Genomic DNA, 546 nt, shown 5'->3' on the forward strand with positions numbered 1-546 from the left:
TAGAATAACGAGCAGAACTATCCGCTGGAGTACTATTTTCAAACTTCCATCGCTGATTAATTCTTGGTTTGACATCAGAAATTCTTACTATCCCTTCGACAATGTCATTAATATGGGTAAAGTCCCTCCACATATCACCATTATTATTAATATCAATAGACTGGCCGTTAATTATTTTCTCAGTAAAGATAAAAGGCGCCATATCTGGACGTCCCCAAGAACCATACACAGTAAAAAAACGTAAGCCTGTTGTAGGAAGTTGATAGAGATGAGAATAACTATGCGCCATCAATTCATTAGATTTTTTAGTCGCTGCATATAAAGAGACGGGGTGATCAACATTATCCGATGTAGAGAAAGGCACTTTCTTGTTTAAGCCGTAAACGGAGCTGGAAGATGCATATATGAAATGCTTGATATGGCTTTTACGACAAGCTTCTAAGACGTTTAAAAATCCACTTAAATTCGATTCAGCGTAACAATGTGGGTATACAAGTGAATATCTAACACCAGCCTGTGCGGCAAGATGGATAACTCTGTCAAACT

At 37.7% G+C, this 546-nt stretch carries 1 protein-coding gene; it reads right to left on the reverse strand.

All coding sequences use genetic code 11. The annotated features are described in order from the left end of the window. Nucleotides 1-546: NAD-dependent epimerase/dehydratase family protein (locus tag R7Q09_RS27710; RefSeq protein WP_318144155.1), on the reverse strand; the 546-nt coding region annotated here is incomplete at both ends.

Source organism: Vibrio sp. 2130-1, assembly GCF_033339515.1.